General features: G+C 47.4%; 17 protein-coding genes. 16 read left to right on the top strand and 1 reads right to left on the bottom strand.

Annotated features, from left to right (window positions below; translation table 11 throughout):
* Positions 1–2 precede the first annotated feature (2 nt).
* The 6 genes from AC4EG4_RS07920 (at position 3) to pheA (ending at position 3,932) form a co-directional block, all read left to right on the top strand.
* Positions 3–332, top strand: coding sequence for a ribosomal-processing cysteine protease Prp (locus AC4EG4_RS07920; RefSeq protein WP_490978721.1), 330 nt, complete (start codon positions 3–5; stop codon positions 330–332).
* A gap of 13 nt (positions 333–345) precedes the next feature.
* The gene (gene rpmA, locus AC4EG4_RS07915; protein ID WP_308787978.1) at positions 346–639 is read left to right on the top strand and encodes a 50S ribosomal protein L27; all 294 of its coding nucleotides are present in this window, start codon (positions 346–348) and stop codon (positions 637–639) included.
* 138 nt (positions 640–777) lie between these two features.
* Positions 778–1,293, top strand: coding sequence for a Spo0B domain-containing protein (locus AC4EG4_RS07910; RefSeq protein WP_490987458.1), 516 nt, complete (start codon positions 778–780; stop codon positions 1,291–1,293).
* Between the two features lies 1 nt (position 1,294).
* Entirely contained in the window at positions 1,295–2,584 is a 1,290-nt protein-coding gene (gene obgE, locus AC4EG4_RS07905; RefSeq protein WP_490978719.1) for a GTPase ObgE, read from the top strand.
* A 16-nt stretch (positions 2,585–2,600) separates the two neighbouring features.
* Entirely contained in the window at positions 2,601–3,053 is a 453-nt protein-coding gene (locus AC4EG4_RS07900) for an ACT domain-containing protein (RefSeq protein WP_490978718.1), read from the top strand.
* Between the two features lie 15 nt (positions 3,054–3,068).
* Positions 3,069–3,932 (top strand): prephenate dehydratase, encoded by an 864-nt coding sequence (pheA, locus tag AC4EG4_RS07895; protein ID WP_490978717.1) that lies wholly within the window; start codon positions 3,069–3,071, stop codon positions 3,930–3,932.
* A 223-nt stretch (positions 3,933–4,155) separates the two neighbouring features.
* Here the strand turns inward: pheA and AC4EG4_RS07890 are convergent, their stop codons facing one another.
* Complete coding sequence (locus AC4EG4_RS07890) at positions 4,156–4,689, bottom strand: transcription repressor NadR (RefSeq protein ID WP_490987457.1); 534 nt, start codon at positions 4,687–4,689, stop codon at positions 4,156–4,158.
* 125 nt (positions 4,690–4,814) lie between these two features.
* On the opposite strand from AC4EG4_RS07890, the gene ruvA reads away from it, so the two are divergent.
* From ruvA to AC4EG4_RS07840, 10 genes are all read left to right on the top strand, one after another.
* Positions 4,815–5,411 (top strand): Holliday junction branch migration protein RuvA, encoded by a 597-nt coding sequence (gene ruvA / locus AC4EG4_RS07885; protein ID WP_490978715.1) that lies wholly within the window; start codon positions 4,815–4,817, stop codon positions 5,409–5,411.
* Between the two features lie 18 nt (positions 5,412–5,429).
* Complete coding sequence (gene ruvB / locus AC4EG4_RS07880; protein WP_490978714.1) at positions 5,430–6,428, top strand: Holliday junction branch migration DNA helicase RuvB; 999 nt, start codon at positions 5,430–5,432, stop codon at positions 6,426–6,428.
* Complete coding sequence (gene queA, locus AC4EG4_RS07875; protein WP_490987456.1) at positions 6,425–7,507, top strand: tRNA preQ1(34) S-adenosylmethionine ribosyltransferase-isomerase QueA; 1,083 nt, start codon at positions 6,425–6,427, stop codon at positions 7,505–7,507. The genes ruvB and queA overlap by 4 nt, the downstream gene beginning before the upstream one ends.
* Entirely contained in the window at positions 7,504–8,646 is a 1,143-nt protein-coding gene (gene tgt / locus AC4EG4_RS07870) for a tRNA guanosine(34) transglycosylase Tgt (protein ID WP_490978712.1), read from the top strand. Before queA ends, tgt begins: the two co-directional genes overlap by 4 nt.
* Before the next feature lie 42 nt (positions 8,647–8,688).
* Positions 8,689–8,964: a preprotein translocase subunit YajC gene (gene yajC, locus AC4EG4_RS07865; RefSeq protein WP_142827736.1), complete on the top strand. Its 276-nt coding sequence runs from the start codon at positions 8,689–8,691 to the stop codon at positions 8,962–8,964.
* 120 nt (positions 8,965–9,084) lie between these two features.
* Positions 9,085–9,399, top strand: a complete 315-nt coding sequence (locus AC4EG4_RS07860) for a post-transcriptional regulator (RefSeq protein WP_490987455.1) — start codon at positions 9,085–9,087, stop codon at positions 9,397–9,399.
* Between the two features lie 159 nt (positions 9,400–9,558).
* Positions 9,559–11,832 carry a protein translocase subunit SecDF gene (gene secDF, locus AC4EG4_RS07855; RefSeq protein WP_490987454.1) on the top strand — a complete coding sequence of 758 codons (2,274 nt, stop codon included), beginning with the start codon at positions 9,559–9,561 and terminating at the stop codon, positions 11,830–11,832.
* A gap of 76 nt (positions 11,833–11,908) precedes the next feature.
* Complete coding sequence (locus AC4EG4_RS07850; RefSeq protein WP_142827739.1) at positions 11,909–12,262, top strand: LapA family protein; 354 nt, start codon at positions 11,909–11,911, stop codon at positions 12,260–12,262.
* An 84-nt stretch (positions 12,263–12,346) separates the two neighbouring features.
* On the top strand, positions 12,347–14,689 hold the full coding sequence (gene recJ, locus AC4EG4_RS07845; RefSeq protein WP_490987453.1) for a single-stranded-DNA-specific exonuclease RecJ: 2,343 nt from the start codon (positions 12,347–12,349) through the stop codon (positions 14,687–14,689).
* Entirely contained in the window at positions 14,680–15,192 is a 513-nt protein-coding gene (locus AC4EG4_RS07840; protein WP_490978707.1) for an adenine phosphoribosyltransferase, read from the top strand. The genes recJ and AC4EG4_RS07840 overlap by 10 nt, the downstream gene beginning before the upstream one ends.
* Positions 15,193–15,202: the final 10 nt, after the last annotated feature.

Below are 15,202 nucleotides of genomic sequence, written 5' to 3'. Positions count from 1 at the left end.
GAATGATACTTGTAACTGTAAAAGAAACGTCAAAACGCATTTCGTCATTTGAAATGTCAGGCCACGCGGATTACGCTGAACACGGGCAAGACCTCGTATGTGCTGGAGCGTCTGCTGTCTCATTTGGAGCGGTGAACGCCATCATGGAGCTGACGGGAATCGAACCTGACATTCAGCAAGCGAACAGCGGCTTTTTAAAAGTCAGTTTTCCGATAAACCTGAATGAAAAGACGGACGAGCAGGTTCAACTGTTGGTACGCGCAATGATTGTTTCATTAAAAACGATTGAACAAGACTATGAAGAATATATTAAAATAACCTTCACAGCTTAGGAGGTGGGACAGAATGTTAAGATTAGATCTTCAGTTTTTCGCATCCAAAAAAGGTGTAGGTTCAACGAGAAACGGACGTGACTCAGAATCTAAACGCCTTGGCGCTAAACGTGCAGACGGCCAAGAAGTTACTGGTGGTTCAATTTTATACCGTCAACGCGGTACTAAAATTTATCCAGGAGAAAACGTTGGACGTGGCGGAGACGATACACTTTTCGCTAAAATCGACGGTGTTGTGCGCTTTGAGCGTTACGGCCGCGACAAGAAAAAAGTGAGCGTATACCCTGTAATTGCACAAGAAGCTTAATAAAAACGAAAAGGGCTGCTTTCGCAGTCCTTTTTCTTTTGAACACAATAAGCGCGGTTCCCGTTGTACGCATTATTTTAGGAGATTATTGCAATCTCTTGGTATACTGGAATAAGAAGCTGAATCGGGACGTGACTTATGGAAAAAACAATGACAGTGGCACAATCGCTTCGGCATGCGCGCCATGATTTCTTGAATGAACTGCAATTGATCAAAATGAATTTGGACCTTGGCCGTCATCAGGAGGCGCAGGCCATAATTCGTTCGCATGCCGAAGCGGCTATGCATGCCAGCCGGCTGTCCGACCTTGGGCTGCCGCTGACAGAGGAATGGCTGTTGACTGCCAATTGGCGGTTTTCTGGATTCTATTTTCAAGTAGAGTGTCCTGCAGTCGAGGCACCTGCGCATTTGGATGAAGAGTTTCGCCGTTTTCTGGAAGACTTTGTGGAAACCGCCAAAGGCCATCTGGATCCTTGCCAGGCATTCAACAGCAAAATTCTATTGGTTTCCAATGCCTTATCTTTTGAACTACACATCACTTGTCCGGGAAATTGGCTGGATTTGAAACTCGCAGAAGCACCAGGATTTACAGTACGAAAAGAGTGCAGCGGAAACAGCACATTGTTTGCTGTCCGTGCACAGATGGAGGGATAATATGTTTGTCGATCACGTAAAAGTTTATGTTAGAGGTGGCGACGGCGGAGATGGCATGGTTGCATTCCGTCGCGAAAAATATGTACCGAACGGCGGACCTGCCGGCGGAGATGGCGGGAAGGGCGGAAATATCGTCTTTATCGTTGAAGAAGGATTGCGCACGCTAATGGATTTCCGCTACAAGCGGATCTTTAAAGCAGACCGCGGAACACACGGCATGAGCTCCAATAAACACGGTGCCAAAGCACAAGATACCTTGATCAAAGTTCCGCCGGGCACAGTGGTAAAAGATGTGGAGACGGGCGAAACCATTGCCGATTTGGTGGAACATGGCCAAACAGCCGTGATCGCAAAAGGCGGACGCGGAGGCCGAGGAAACTCACGTTTCGCAACGCCTGCCAACCCTGCACCGGAACTGTCTGAAAAAGGCGAACCGGGCTTTGAACGCAATGTCATTTTGGAACTGAAAGTGTTGGCAGATGCCGGACTTGTTGGATTCCCGAGTGTCGGAAAATCAACCTTGTTGTCAGTTGTTTCAGCTGCCAAGCCGAAAATTGCTGAATATCATTTCACGACGATCGTTCCGAATCTCGGCATGGTGGAAACGGAAGATCAGCGCAGCTTCGTTATGGCCGATCTTCCTGGATTGATCGAAGGTGCTCACGAAGGAATCGGCCTTGGCCATCAATTCCTGCGCCATATCGAACGGACACGTGTTATCATCCACGTTATTGACATGTCCGGACTAGAAGGACGCGATCCTTACGACGATTATGTCACCATCAATGAAGAATTAAAGCAATACAATATGCGTTTGACAGAACGTCCGCAATTGATTGTCGCAAACAAAATGGATATGCCGGATTCAGAAGAAAACCTGGCGAAATTCCGTGAGAAGTTGCCGGAAGATGCCCGCATTTTCCCAATTTCGGCGTTGTCGCGCAAAGGCTTAAACAACTTGTTGTTTGCAATTGCCGATGTGATTGAAGTAACGCCAGAATTCCCATTGATCGACGATACGGAAGAAGATTCAGAAAGCACGGTTCTTTACAAACACGAATCCGATGCAGATGGCTTCAACATTACGCGTGATTCGGATGGATCATTTGTCTTGGCCGGTTATGCGATTGAGCGGATGTTCAAAATGACCGACTTCTCGCGTGAAGATTCAATTCGCCGATTTGCCCGCCAAATGCGCGGCATGGGAATTGATGATGCGCTTCGCGAACGCGGTGCGGAAAATGGCGACACAGTTCGCCTGCTTGAATTCGAATTCGAATTTATGGATTGATGCGGAGGTAACTTGAATGAAGGATATTTCGGAACAACGGTATTATTTGGTGCGTGAAGACGTTTTGACAGAAGCGATGCAAAAAACGCTTGAAGTGAAAAAAATGCTGCAAAACGACCGCATTTCCATTATGGATGCGGTCAACAAAACAGGTCTTTCGCGCTCTGCGTTTTATAAATATCGGGACGCTGTATTTCCGTTCCATTCGATTGTCAAAGAGCGGATCTTGACGGTTTTCCTGCAGTTGGAAGACCGTTCAGGGACGCTCGCGACGCTTTTGCAGGCAGTCGCCGACAACGGCTGCAATATTTTAACCATCCACCAGACCATTCCAATCCAAGGGCGTGCGAATGTTACCTTGTCCTTGGATGTAACGGCGATGGACGGGGATTTGGACGTCTTTTTGCATCAGCTGAAAAAACTCGATTTTGTCGAGTCGGCAGATGTGGTATCAAGCGGATCATCTTAATGGAGGAATGTTTAAATGACTGGACAAGCTGTTAAAAAAAGAATTTCATATTTAGGGCCGGAAGCGTCATTTACTCATCTTGCGGCAACCAAAGTTTTTCCTGAAGAGACCCTGGTGCCATTTACAACCATCCCCGAATGCATAGAAGCAGTGGCAGAAGGCAGCGTAGACTACGCTGTCGTGCCACTGGAAAATGCGTTGGAAGGATCTGTTCCATTAACAGTGGACTATTTGTTTCATGAAGCGCAATTGTATGTGACGGCTGAAGTCTTGTCACCGATTGAGCAGCATTTACTGGTACATCCGGAAAACCGCAACGCGGAATCGTTTGAAGCGATTTACTCGCATCCGCATGCATTGGCGCAATGCCACAAATACCTTTTTTATACATACAAACATACGCCTCTGGAGCAATACAGCTCGACGGCTGCTGCTGCGAAAATGGTTTCCGAGTTGCCGGAACGCAACATCGCGGCGATCGGCAATGAATTTTCCGCCCATAAATACGGGCTGGATATTTTGCAGCGCGATATCCACGATTTCCATTTTAACCATACGCGCTTTTTCGTCTTGTCGAAATCTGACCACAAGTTGACCGATCCGGCACACGACAATCAAGTCAAAACGACCTTAATGATCACGCCGCCCGACGATGACCGTTCCGGTGTCTTGCACCAGATCTTGTCGGTCTTTGCGTGGAGACGGTTGAACTTGAGCAAAATCGAGTCGCGTCCACTCAAAACTGGCCTTGGCGATTACTTTTTTATCGCCGATGTGCTGGCAGACGAAAGCGACACGATGATGCGTGGGGCGTTCGAAGAGTTGTCGGCAATTGGCTGTACAGTGAAAACTTTAGGTTCGTATTATACGTATAAATAAAACATGAAAGTCCCGTAGCCTAATCGCTGCGGGACTTTCATGTTTGTAGAAGGGATAGGGAATTTTTGAGCTTTATAGCAAATCCTGCTCTTCGGGCTGAAGCTATGCCCTAAGCGACCGAAGCGATGTGAAAAAGCGAACTCAATAAGCCGAACTGTCTAAGTTTGCACAAATAAAAAAACCCACAATCCCGCACAATGCGGGTTCATAGGTTCACAAATACTTATTCACTTTCTTCCAGCAAAAAGCCATTTTCCCGCATTCCGTTGACGGCTTTTTCAAGCGTGGCGTTGTCAGGAGCTGTGATTGTGTGAAGATGCGTGCCGTCAGTCAGTTCGAGCAGGTAGCTGGCACCGGTGTCGCGCACGCGCTTCATAAACGCATCAACGTCTTGAGCGCTCGAGACATGGATGCCTGCTGTTAGTTCGCCGTACACCGGATGCTCAATTGACACGTCTTTGACCGTAACGCCTGACTCTACAAGCAGCTTTAATTCGCGTTCGGTGTCCTCAGGCTGATGCCGGCAAGCGATGCGCCGGCTTGCTTCTTCGTTTACTTGGCGGGCCAGAAATAAATAGCCTTGGCTCGTGGCAATAATGGGCTCGCCTTTTGCTTTTAACAGCGTCATGTCACCGACAATAACTTGGCGCGACACATTTGCCAGCGCTGCTAATTCGCTGCCGGTCATCGGCAGCGCAGACGTTTTAATTTTTTCCAGCAGAAATTGGCGCCGCTGTTCGCCGAGTAATTTTTTCATGTGGATCCCTCGCTTATCGACTCGTTCCCTTTATCTTATCATGTGCCGAACAGCAACGGGTTTATTTCGTCTAAAGCGGCTGAATATGGTATAATCATGGAGTTGAATTAAAGGAGAGACTGTCCATGTACGATTACATAAAAGGCAAGGTTACACGCGTAACGCCGGAATATTTAGTGATAGAACAGCAAGGAATCGGCTGGCAGATTTTTGCGCCAAATCCGTATTCATTCGGTTCAGATGAGCTGCAAGTTTTCCTGCACCACCACATTCGGGAAGATGCACAGCTGTTGTTCGGATTTCCAACACTGGAGCAGCGCGAGTTGTTTCGCAAGCTGATTTCGGTTTCCGGCATCGGCCCCAAAGGTGCGCTGGCGATTCTTGCAAGCGGCCAACCGCAGCACGTCATCGAAGCGATCGAACGGGAAGATGAAACCTATTTGGTAAAATTCCCGGGAGTCGGCAAAAAGACGGCACGCCAAATGATTCTGGACTTGAAAGGCAAGCTGACCGAGTTTTTCGGCGATCCTTTCGATCCGGAAGAGTCCCATACTTTGTTGTCGAACGACCAAGCAGAACTGGAAGAAGCAATGCTGGCACTTGGTGCACTCGGCTACTCAGAACGCGAAATTACGAAAGTTAAACCGCAGCTGCGGGATCTCGATCTTGATACAGAAGGCTTTATGAAAAAAGCTTTGCAGCTATTGCTTAAACAAACTTGATGAAAGGAGGCGAACGGCATGGAAGAACGCATCATAGACAGTGAAATTTCGGAGTTTGATGAGCGCTTTGAACAATCGCTTCGCCCGCAATTGCTGGGTCAGTACATTGGCCAGCATACCGTAAAACACAATTTGCAAATTTTCATCGAAGCTGCAAAAATGCGCCAGGAAAGTCTGGACCATGTCCTGTTGTATGGGCCTCCTGGACTCGGAAAAACGACACTTGCAGCGGTTATTGCTAATGAAATGGAAGTCAACATCAAAATGACCAGTGGCCCTGCCATTGAACGGCCTGGCGACTTGGCGGCCATCGTGTCATCATTGGAACCTGGAGACGTTTTGTTCATTGATGAAATTCATCGCTTGAACCGGTCAATCGAAGAAGTGCTGTATCCCGCAATGGAAGACTTTTGTTTGGACATTGTGGTCGGCAAAGGGCCAACCGCGCGCTCTGTCCGGTTGGATCTGCCGCCATTTACGTTAATCGGTGCGACAACACGTGCAGGCGCCTTGTCGGCACCGTTGCGTGACCGTTTTGGCGTTTTATCCCGGCTTGATTATTACGACACGGAAGCGTTAACGGAAATCGTTGTCCGCAGTTCGAAACTATTCGAAGCAGACATCGATCCGAACGCCGCTGTCGAAATTGCCCGCCGTTCCCGTGGGACCCCGCGTATCGCCAACCGTTTGCTGAAGCGCGTCCGCGATTATGCGCAAGTGCGCGGAACCGGTTCGATTACGATGGACATGGCTGAGCAGGCACTGGAAATGCTGCAAGTCGATCCGCTTGGATTGGATCATATTGACCATAAATTATTGACGGGCATGATTGAGCGCTTCCGCGGTGGTCCGGTTGGATTGGATACGATCGCTGCCAGCATCGGCGAAGAGTCGACGACGATTGAAGACGTCTACGAGCCGTACTTGCTGCAAATTGGGTTTATCCAGCGAACACCTAGAGGCCGCACCGTAACGCCATTAGCCTATGAACACTTTAAAATGGAGATGCCTGAATGACTAAACTAAACACACCACCCACAACGTTAAATGTACAAGACTTTGATTTTGAACTGCCAGAAGAATTGATTGCCCAAACGCCGCTGCTTGATCGTACGTCGAGCCGGTTATTGGTCATGAACAAAACCACTGGAGACACGGAGCACCGCCATTTTCGCGATATTATCGAATACTTGCATAAAGGTGACACGCTCGTTTTAAATGACACACGGGTGCTTCCAGCGCGCCTCATGGGCGTTAAAGAAGACACGGGCGCCAATATTGAATTGCTGCTGCTCAAGCAAATTGAAGATGACGTTTGGGAAACCTTGGTCAAACCGGCGAAAAAAGTCAAAGTCGGAACCGTCGTTTCTTTTGGCGAGGGCTTGCTGCGTGCAGAATGCACCGGCATCCTTGACCATGGCGGACGTCATTTCAAAATGATCTACGACGGCATTTTCTACGAAATTCTGGACCAATTGGGTGAAATGCCCTTGCCGCCTTATATCCGTGAAAAGCTGGAAGATCAGGATCGCTACCAAACTGTTTTTGCCAAAGAGCGGGGAAGTGCGGCAGCACCAACAGCCGGACTTCATTTTACCGACGAGCTTTTGGAAGAAATTCGTGCAAAAGGTGTCCACATTGCGTTTATTACGCTGCATGTCGGGCTCGGCACGTTTCGTCCGGTGTCGGTCGATTCGATCGAAGACCACGAAATGCATTCGGAATTTTACCGCATCAGCAAGGAAACAGCTGATTTGATCAATCAAACCAGACAACAGGGGGGCCGCATTGTTTCAGTTGGCACGACGTCGACACGCACCCTGGAATCAGTTGCGCAGAAATTTGGCGGCGAATTGCAGGAAGACAGCGGCTGGACCGATATTTTCATTTTCCCGGGCTATGAATTCAAAGCCATCGATGGCCTAATCACCAATTTCCATTTGCCGAAATCCACTTTGGTTATGCTGGTCAGTGCTTTATCCAACCGCGACCATATTTTAAACGCCTATCAACAAGCCGTTGATGAACGCTACCGTTTCTTCAGTTTTGGAGATGCGATGTTCATTGAACCACAGAAAAAGGAGACTCACCCATGACAGCAGCAGTCACATACGAACACATCAAAACCTGCAAACAAACCGGTGCGCGCCTAGGCATTGTCCACACGCCGCACGGTTCGTTTGAAACACCGGCATTTATGCCCGTTGGCACACAGGCGACAGTCAAAACCATGTCACCTGAAGAACTGAAAGCCATGAACGCCGGCATCATCTTGAGCAACACCTACCATTTATGGCTGCGCCCCGGCAATGACATCATCAAAGAAGCAGGCGGCTTACATAAGTTCATGAACTGGGATCGTCCGATCTTAACGGATTCGGGCGGCTTCCAAGTGTTTTCGTTGAGCGAATTCCGCAACATTAAAGAAGAAGGCGTCCATTTCCGCAACCATATGAACGGCGACAAACTGTTCTTAAGCCCGGAAAAGGCGATGCAGATCCAAAACGACCTTGGTTCTGATATCATGATGGCTTTTGACGAATGTCCGCCGTTCCCGGCAACGCATGACTACATGAAGTCCAGTGTTGAACGGACTTCCCGCTGGGCAGAACGCTGCTTGGAAGCACACGAACGCAAAGCGGACCAAGGATTGTTCGGCATTATCCAAGGCGGCGAGTTTGAAGACTTGCGCAAACAAAGTGCACGCGATCTTGTGTCGCTTGATTTCCCTGGTTACGCAATCGGCGGATTATCGGTCGGCGAACCGAAAGACGTCATGAACCGTGCGCTGGAATTTACGACGCCGTTAATGCCTGCCGACAAACCGCGTTACTTGATGGGCGTCGGTTCACCCGATTCCTTGATCGACGGCGCGATTCGAGGCATTGACATGTTTGATTGCGTCTTGCCGACTCGCATTGCCCGCAATGGTACCTTGATGACAAGCACCGGCCGATTGAACATTAAAAATGCCGCGTTCAAACGTGATTTTGGACCGATTGACGACAAATGCGATTGCTATACATGCACAAATTATTCGCGTGCATACGTCCATCACTTGATTCGTGCAGATGAAACGTTTGGAATTAGGCTTACTAGTTATCATAACCTGCAATTTCTGTTAAACTTAATGGGACAGGTGCGTCAAGCAATTCGCGAAGACCGCCTGGGAGATTTCCGCGAAGAATTTTTTGAAGCTTACGGTTTCAATAAACCTAATGCAAAAAATTTCTGAGTTTGCACGAGAATAGAGAAAGTGAAAGGGGGAAAATGAATAATGGAAACTTTAATTGCGTTATCACCTTTACTATTAATGTTCTTGCTAATGTGGTTTTTCATCATCCGTCCTGCCCAAAAACGCCAAAAAGCAACTAAGAACATGCAGACAGAGTTAAGACGTGGCGACCGCATTGTAACGATTGGCGGATTGCACGGCCTTGTAGATGCAGTGGACGATGCAACCATCTACATTACTGTAGCTGACGGCACGCGCATGCAGTTCGAGCGTCAAGCAATCGCACGTGTTGTAGAATCAGCAAAATCAACAATCTAAAAACAAGTAAAAGCTCGCCTTCGATTTTGAAGGCGTTTTTTTAATGAAGATAATGTCCTTATTCTAAATTTTCCAGTTACGAGGTACAATAGGTGTAGTAAGGTGGAAAGGAGTCCATGCATGGCGAGTTATCCGGAACAATTTGAGTTTGTTCTGCCGGCGCTTCAAAGCAAAAGCAGCGAATTTCACCATTTTCAATACGATACGTTTACAGAAGAAGACCTATGGGAATTTTGTGTCAAAAAAAAATGGCGAAAAAAAGACATAGATACAATGCATCTCTACGAAATGATTAATGATATTATGGACATGACCGCTTCGGACTTTCTGGCTTACCACCAAGTGGAAGAGCTGAAAAAAGCCCGTTGGAACGATGACAGCACATTAGAAAATATCGGACATCTCTTGCGTCCGTCCCCGAAAAAAACAACATAGCTGGTATGGATTGTCTATAAAATTTGGTTTTGAAAGAGATTGCTTTGAACAATGAAAACTGATTTTTCATTCAATCCATCCAGTTCGATTTGACAGCAATCAGCGGCTGTTTCATAATGATAGTGCTGTGTTTTACACACCCGAGGAGGAAGTTTACATATGAAAGCAAGAGGTCGCATTATTGCCTTTTTCTTACTGGTTATTGTACTGATAGGAATCATTGGCACCACGAGTTTACCCATCGCAAAAGACATTCGATTAGGCTTGGATCTTCAGGGCGGCTTTGAAGTGCTCTATGAAGTAGAAACTTTGGATGGCTCAGAAATTACGGAAAGCGTACTGACGGATACAACAGACGCATTGATGAACCGAATCAACGTGCTCGGCGTCAGCGAACCGGTGATCCAAATTGAAGGCGAAAACCGCATCCGTGTCCAATTGGCGGGAGTCGAGGATCAAGCTTCGGCGCGTGAATTGCTGTCGACTGAAGCCAATCTGACGTTCCGCGATGCAGAAGACAACTTGCTGCTTGCCGGAAATGACTTGAGCCAAGGCGGCGCAACTGGAACGTTTGACCAAAACGGCAATCCGATTGTTACTTTGGAATTGAACGATCCAGGCAAATTTGCAGAAGTAACCGAAACCGTTTCTCAAATGCCGGCACCGGATAATGTATTGGTCATCTGGCTGGATTTTGAAGAAGGCGTGGATTCTTTCGCAGAAGAACGTTTGAAGGCAGATCCTAAATTTGTTTCAGCACCAAGTGTGCAGCAGCGAATTTCATCGCCAACTGTTGAAATTTCTGGATCGTTCACTGTGGAAGAAACGCAGAACTTATCAGGAATCCTGAATGCCGGTGCTTTGCCGGTAAGTTTGGAAGAAATCTATTCAACTTCGGTAGGAGCGCAGTTTGGTGAAGAGGCGCTTGACCAAACCATGGTCGCAGCGGCTGTCGGGATTGCCTTGGTTCTGTTGTTCATGCTGGTTTATTACCGCTTGCCAGGCGCCATTGCTGTCGTTACCTTATCGGCTTATGTTTACTTGATCTTGTTGGTGTTTGAATGGATCGGCGGCGTGTTGACGCTCCCTGGAATCGCGGCAATTATGCTCGGTGTCGGGATGGCAGTAGATGCCAACATCATCACGTACGAGCGGATCCGTGAAGAAATGCGCGTCGGCAAGACGGTTAAAGAGGCCTTTAAGGTAGGTGCGCGTTCATCGTTCTCGGCAATTATTGATGCGAACGTGACAACCTTGCTGGCAGCTGCCGTCCTGTTTTATTACGGAACAAGCTCAGTTAAAGGTTTTGCGACACTATTAATCATTTCAATTTTAGCCAGTTTCTTAACAGCTGTCTGGGGATCGCGTTTGCTTTTGGGCTTATGGGTCAACAGCGGTGCACTCGACAACAAATTTGGCTTGTTTGGATTAAAGAAATCACTCATTCACACCAAAGAAGAAGAGCTGGAAATTACCGATCTTACGACACGTTTTGATCGTTTTGATTTTGCGGGCAACCGCAATAAGTTCTTCTTGGCTTCGATCGTGCTGATTGTGGCAGGAATGGCCGTTCTTGGTGTATTCCGCCTGAATCTGGGTATCGACTTTTCAAGTGGTACCCGTGTTGAGATCGCTTCAGAATCAGCATTGACGAAAGAGGAAGTGCAAAGCTTCCTAGACGGTGCAGGCTATGAAACGGAAGATATTGTTATCTCGGGTGATGAAGCCAATCTCGGTGTAGCCCGGTTTAATGAAGAATTCAGCCAGGAAGAAATCAATGGCCTGAAAGCAGTCGCTGTGGAAGAATTTGGTTCTGAACCAAACATTTCAACGGTATCTCCGACAGTTGGTGAGGAACTTGCAAAAAATGCCATGTATGCATTGGCGATTGCAGCTCTAGGGATCATCATTTATGTTGCTTTCCGGTTTGAATGGCGTATGGGTGTGGCGTCTGTCGTCGCATTGGTGCATGATGCATTCTTTATTGTTGCTGTGTTCAGCCTGCTTCGCCTTGAGGTGGACATCACCTTTATTGCAGCTGTGCTGACCATCGTGGGTTATTCGATCAACGACACCATCGTGACATTTGACCGAATCCGCGAAAACATGAAGCGCATGAAGAAAATCGATACAGTCGAGCAGTTGGAGAATGTGGTCAATGTATCGTTGCGCCAAACACTGGGTCGTTCCGTCAATACTGTAATGACAGTTGTATTGGTTGTAATTGCCCTGTTGATCTTCGGTGCACCGTCGATTACTAACTTCTCCATCGCTTTATTGATCGGCTTGATTGCCGGTACGTATTCTTCAATCTTTATCGCAGCCCAGCTTTGGTTAGTCTTGAAAAAAGGCGAGCTGAAGAAAAAAGGACCAATCGATATTGAGAAAAAAGACCAGGAAAGCAAATGGGGTTCTGATGAGCCTGTAGTATAAGTTTCAATTTGAAATGGAACAGGGTATAGATAAAATGACCTTGTTCCATTTTTTTATTTTGAAAGGAGAATTGACAATGAAATTACAATGGCTTATTTTACTTGGACTTGTTTTTGCAGTAATCATCGCCGTATTTGCTGTTGTGAATGTTGACGAAGTACCGGTCAACTACGTATTTGGTGAAGCACAATGGCCGTTGATTTTGGTTATTCTGGCATCCGCTTTGCTTGGATTTTTGCTGAGCGGCGTGCTGGCAATCATGCGCCAATACCAAATGCAGCGCAAAATCAAAGCTTTGCAAAAAGAGATGGCGGTTAAAGAAACCTTGATCGCAACGCAGCAAAACGAAATTGGCGAGTACCAAAAAGCCGGTGTCGTGCCGGATGCACAGATCGTTACGAGTGAAGAACTGAAAAAAGAAGAAATTTAAAAGATGAACCTTTCGGTGCAGTTGCCGAAAGGTTTTTGTCTGTGTTTTTTTGCTGTATAATGAACCGGTGAGGAAGTGAAAGCAATGATTGAATCCAAAAAGAGGTGGCGTTTGACGACGCCCGATGAAAAAGCAGTAGAAGAAATCCAAAAAGAATTGAAGATATCATCAGTGCTGGCCAAGATTTTGGTGACGCGCGGTTTAAATACGGCAGCATCAGCGCGTTCCTTTATGCAGATGGACGCCAGCGCCATACACGATCCCTATTTAATGAAGGATATGGATGTGGCAGTTGAACGCATTCGTGAAGCGATCGAAAATCAGGAAAAAATTGTAGTCTATGGTGATTACGACGCAGATGGCGTGACCAGCACAACCGTAATGATGACCGTATTGCAGGATTTGGGAGCAGATGTGTCCTTTATGATCCCGAACCGCTTTAAACACGGCTACGGACCGAATAGCGAATTGTTCCAGCAGGCATTTGACAACGGCACCAAGCTGATTGTCACTGTCGATAATGGCATTTCCGGCATCGAGCAAGTTGATTTTGCGAATGGTCTGGGGATGGATGTTATCATCAGCGACCACCATGACATCGGAGACCAAATGCCGAATGCCTTGGCCGTCGTTCACCCGCGCCACCCTGAGGGCAACTATCCTTTTGGTGAACTGGCAGGAGTTGGAGTCGCATTTAAAATAGCGCATGCTTTGTATGAAGAAATCCCAGATCACTTGATTGAATTGACGGCGATTGGCACGGTTGCGGACTTGGTTCCGCTGCATGGCGAAAACCGGTTGTTTGTCAAAGAAGGGCTTGCCGCTTTGATTGATTCGCCAAGCCCGGCCATTGCTGCATTGTGCGAAGTGTCGGGTGTCAAACAGCAGGACATTACTGAAGAAACGCTCGGCTTTATGTTTGGCCCGCGCATCAACGCCATTGGCCGACTGCAGGATGCCGATCCTGCTGTCCAAATGTTTCTGACAGAAGATCCGGCTGAAGCACGTTCGCTCGCATCCGGGCTGGACGTACTCAACAAAGAACGCCAGGCTATTGTTAAACAAATTTCGGAAGAAGCGATACAGCAAGTAGAGCAGCGTTATCCGGATGGATCGCCTCACGTCATTGTCGTAGCACAAGAAGGCTGGAATCCTGGCGTCGTCGGCATTGTGGCATCCAAACTGACCGAGAAATACTATCGCCCGTCCATTGTGTTGTCGCTGATTCCAGAAACGGGCAAAGCGAAAGGTTCTGCCCGCAGCATTGAAGGATTTCATTTGTACAACGAATTGGCAAAAAACCGCGATATCCTGCCTCATTTCGGGGGCCACCCGATGGCAGCCGGCATGACGCTGGAAGCGAGTGATGTGGACGATCTGCGCGAGCGGCTAAACGAACAAGCTAAAGCAAGCTTGACTGAAGAAGATTTGCTGCCGGTAGTGGAAATTGATATTCCATTGCGCTTGGATGAAATCGATATTACGGCGATTGAATCCATGCGGCTCTTGGCACCATTCGGCATGGGATTTGCGAAACCGAAGTTTTACCTGGAAGGCGTCAAAGTGGCTTCTATCCGCAAAATTGGAGCGGCGCAAAATCATTTGAAAATGGAACTGACGCAGCATGCCGCTACGTTGGACGCTGTGGGATTCGGCATTGGACCAATCGGTGACGAATTGACGCCGGACGTAAAAATTGATGTTATTGGCGATTTGCAGATCAATGAATGGAACGGCCGAAAAAAGCCGCAGTTGATGGTGGAAGATGTCCGGACCGATCAATGGCAGCTCTTCGACATTCGTGGCATCCGCCAAGTGTCGCGCTGGTCCAAGTTGATTCCGCAGGAAAACCAAGTTTTTCTGGCATTTAACGAGGATACGCCTGCTTTGTTCCAATCCTTTCTGTCGGAGCCAATTGTGACGGTGGCTCAATTAAATAATTTGCCCGGCACTAAAGACCATTTGGTGCTGTTGGATTTGCCGGAATCGGAAGAGCAATTGGCGTCTGTATTGGCCGCATTAAAGCCGAAACGCATTTACGCCCATTTCCATGCCAAAGATTCGCAGTATTTCGAGCAGATTCCGACGCGGGAACAATTCAAATGGCTGTTTGCCTTTATCAAAAAACGAGGAACCTTCGATTTTAATAAACACAGCGAAGAGTTGGCTAAACACAAAGGTTGGACGCGTGAATCATTATTTTTCATGCTGCAGGTGTTTTTTGAACTCGGTTTTGTTACACTTAACAATGGTATTACCGAGATTGCCCAATCGCCAAGCAAACAGGATTTGTCGGAAGCGCCGATCTACAAAAAGCGCGAGCAGCAAATTGCTCTGGAGCAGAAGCTTTTGTACGCATCTTATAAAGATTTAAAAGAGTGGTTCGATGCGAAAGTGTCTGCCAAGGAGGAAGAAATATGGATTTGAAGAAGTATATTACGATTGTAGAAGATTGGCCAAAACCAGGAATCCGTTTTAAGGACATCACATCGCTGATGGATGACGGAACTGCTTATAAGTATGCAACGGACCAAATCGTTGAATACGCAAAAACAGTAAACGCTGAGATTATTGTAGGGCCGGAAGCACGCGGATTTATCATCGGATGTCCCGTGGCTTATGCGCTTGAACTTGGCTTTGCTCCAGTCCGCAAAGAAGGCAAATTGCCCCGCGAAGTGATTCGTGCGCAATATGGCCTTGAATACGGAACAGATGTATTAACGATGCACAAAGACGCCATCAAACCGGGACAGCGTGTGTTAATTACTGATGACCTGCTGGCTACTGGCGGCACAATTGGCGCGACCATCAACTTAGTTGAACAGCTTGGCGGAATCGTTGTTGGCTGTGCATTTTTGATCGAGTTGACTTATCTGGATGGCCGCAAAAATTTGGATGGCTACGACGTAACAACTTTAATGCAATATTAATACGGAATCT

The sequence above is a fragment of the Planococcus sp. TJ-201 genome, assembly GCF_058268495.1.
This window is presented reverse-complemented; position numbering and strand designations above follow the sequence as displayed.

What these genes read in the sequence shown, in the direction of transcription:
- AC4EG4_RS07900 (WP_490978718.1), top strand. Translation starts at nt 2,601, where the DNA reads ATGAAGGATATTTCGGAACAACGGTATTATTTGGTGCGTGAAGACGTT.
- ruvA (WP_490978715.1), top strand. Translation starts at nt 4,815, where the DNA reads ATGTACGATTACATAAAAGGCAAGGTTACACGCGTAACGCCGGAATAT.
- yajC (WP_142827736.1), top strand. Translation starts at nt 8,689, where the DNA reads ATGGAAACTTTAATTGCGTTATCACCTTTACTATTAATGTTCTTGCTA.
- secDF (WP_490987454.1), top strand. Translation starts at nt 9,559, where the DNA reads ATGAAAGCAAGAGGTCGCATTATTGCCTTTTTCTTACTGGTTATTGTA.
- rpmA (WP_308787978.1), top strand. Translation starts at nt 346, where the DNA reads ATGTTAAGATTAGATCTTCAGTTTTTCGCATCCAAAAAAGGTGTAGGT.
- AC4EG4_RS07850 (WP_142827739.1), top strand. Translation starts at nt 11,909, where the DNA reads ATGAAATTACAATGGCTTATTTTACTTGGACTTGTTTTTGCAGTAATC.
- recJ (WP_490987453.1), top strand. Translation starts at nt 12,347, where the DNA reads ATGATTGAATCCAAAAAGAGGTGGCGTTTGACGACGCCCGATGAAAAA.
- ruvB (WP_490978714.1), top strand. Translation starts at nt 5,430, where the DNA reads ATGGAAGAACGCATCATAGACAGTGAAATTTCGGAGTTTGATGAGCGC.
- AC4EG4_RS07890 (WP_490987457.1), bottom strand. Translation starts at nt 4,689, where the DNA reads ATGAAAAAATTACTCGGCGAACAGCGGCGCCAATTTCTGCTGGAAAAA.
- AC4EG4_RS07910 (WP_490987458.1), top strand. Translation starts at nt 778, where the DNA reads ATGGAAAAAACAATGACAGTGGCACAATCGCTTCGGCATGCGCGCCAT.
- pheA (WP_490978717.1), top strand. Translation starts at nt 3,069, where the DNA reads ATGACTGGACAAGCTGTTAAAAAAAGAATTTCATATTTAGGGCCGGAA.
- obgE (WP_490978719.1), top strand. Translation starts at nt 1,295, where the DNA reads ATGTTTGTCGATCACGTAAAAGTTTATGTTAGAGGTGGCGACGGCGGA.
- AC4EG4_RS07860 (WP_490987455.1), top strand. Translation starts at nt 9,085, where the DNA reads ATGGCGAGTTATCCGGAACAATTTGAGTTTGTTCTGCCGGCGCTTCAA.
- AC4EG4_RS07840 (WP_490978707.1), top strand. Translation starts at nt 14,680, where the DNA reads ATGGATTTGAAGAAGTATATTACGATTGTAGAAGATTGGCCAAAACCA.
- AC4EG4_RS07920 (WP_490978721.1), top strand. Translation starts at nt 3, where the DNA reads ATGATACTTGTAACTGTAAAAGAAACGTCAAAACGCATTTCGTCATTT.
- tgt (WP_490978712.1), top strand. Translation starts at nt 7,504, where the DNA reads ATGACAGCAGCAGTCACATACGAACACATCAAAACCTGCAAACAAACC.
- queA (WP_490987456.1), top strand. Translation starts at nt 6,425, where the DNA reads ATGACTAAACTAAACACACCACCCACAACGTTAAATGTACAAGACTTT.